This is a genomic window from Sphingomonas sp. Ant H11 (genome assembly GCF_000797515.1).
GTDB lineage: Bacteria > Pseudomonadota > Alphaproteobacteria > Sphingomonadales > Sphingomonadaceae > Sphingomonas.
On sequence record NZ_JSBN01000198.1, the window covers coordinates 1 to 1,616 of the forward strand.

General features: G+C 69.3%; 2 protein-coding genes. One reads left to right on the top strand and one right to left on the bottom strand.

Going from position 1 to position 1,616, the window contains the following annotated elements; all coding sequences use genetic code 11:
* Window positions 1-969: cytochrome P450 (locus tag NW75_RS21480; RefSeq protein ID WP_052192571.1), on the top strand; the 969-nt coding region annotated here is incomplete at its 5' end.
* A 1-nt stretch (window position 970) separates the two neighbouring features.
* On the opposite strand, the gene NW75_RS21485 is transcribed toward NW75_RS21480, so the two are convergent.
* The coding region (locus tag NW75_RS21485) for a vitamin B12 dependent-methionine synthase activation domain-containing protein (RefSeq protein ID WP_331386198.1) at window positions 971-1,616 on the bottom strand (646 nt) is incomplete at its 5' end.

Consider the following 1,616-nt stretch of genomic DNA (forward strand, 5'->3'; position numbering starts at 1 on the left):
AAACCGGCGGCGGTGCAGTCCGCCGTCCCGGCAATGGCGGCAGCGGCCGAGCGGGCCGCGCGATGCTGGTCGACCGATGCGCCGATCGACCTGTCGGTCGCCTTGGCGCGGATCGTCACCGAAATCGTGATGACCACCTTGCTCACCGGTCTGGACGATGCCGATCTGGATGCGATCGCAGCGGATGTCCCGCCCTTCATCCGTGCCGCAGCGCATTTCGGCTTGCTCGACCTGCTCCCGGTCCCCGATGCGTGGATCGACCGGCTGCGCGGCATGGGACGCGGGGGCCCCGAGCAACGCCTGCGCGCGGTGGCCACGCGTCTTGCCGCAGCGCGCGCCACACCACCCGATCGCGTGCAGGACATTGCGGCGCTGATGCGCGGTGCCGGGCCGCTCGCCGACAATCTGCTGGGCTTCCTCCCCGCCGGGCTGGAAACGACCGCGCAGGCGGCGGCGTGGGGCCTGTATCTGCTGGCGCTCTACCCCGAGTGGCAGGAAGCTGTGTATCGCGAAGCGCTCGCCGCCGACGCGACGGACCCGGCCCTGCCGATCGGCCGCCAGGTCGTGCAGGAAACGCTGCGTCTCTATCCGCCCGGCCCCTTGCTGGTGCGCGCGGCGCTGCGGCCCAGCGAATTGCAAGGCCACCGCCTCCACCCCGGGCAAGTCGTGATCCTGCCGGTGTTCGCGATCCACCGCCATCGCCAGCTCTGGGATCACCCCGATGCGTTCGATCCCGACCGCTTCGCCCCCGCTGCCGCTTATGATCGCGGCGCGTTCCTGCCCTTCGGCGCCGGGCCACGCCTGTGCATCGCGGCCGCCTTCGCGCAGACCGAGATCGCGGTGATGATGGCGGTACTGCTGCGCCACTTCCGCTTCACGCCCGCCGCGCCCGAGCCCGTCATCAGCCTGAAGACGACCACCCATTCGCTGACGGGCCTGCATGTGATCGCAACGCCCCGGCGCGGCTAGATCAATCCAGATTGGGCCGCAGCCAGCGCGTCGCGGTCGCCAGATCGACCCCGCGCCGCTCGGCATAGTCCTCCAACTGGTCCGGCCCGACGCGCGCCACGCCGAAATAGTCGGCTTGCGGGTGCCCGAAATAGAAGCCCGACACCGCCGCCGTCGGCAGCATCGCAAAGCTGTCGGTCAGCGTGATGCCGGTTGCTGGCGTTGCGCCGAGCAGCTTGAACAGCATCGGCTTTTCGCTGTGATCGGGGCAGGCCGGATAGCCAGGGGCCGGGCGGATGCCGCGATAGTGCTCGCGGATCAGCGCTTCGTTGGTCAATTGCTCGCCCTCGGCATAGCCCCACAAGGTGGTGCGGACATGCTGGTGCATGCGCTCGGCAAAGGCCTCGGCCAAACGATCGGCCAGCGCCTTCAGCAGGATGTCCGAATAATCGTCATTGTCGGCCTTGAAGCGCTTGAGGTGCGCCTCGATGCCGTGCCCCGCAGTCACCGCGAAGCCGCCGATCCAGTCGCCTGCGGGGTCGATGAAATCGGCCAGACACATATTGGCCCGCCCCTCGCGCTTGGCGATCTGCTGGCGCAGGAAGGGCATGCGCACAGCGTCTCCCCTCCCGCTTGCGGGAGGGGTTGGGGGAGGGGCTGTGTGGGCG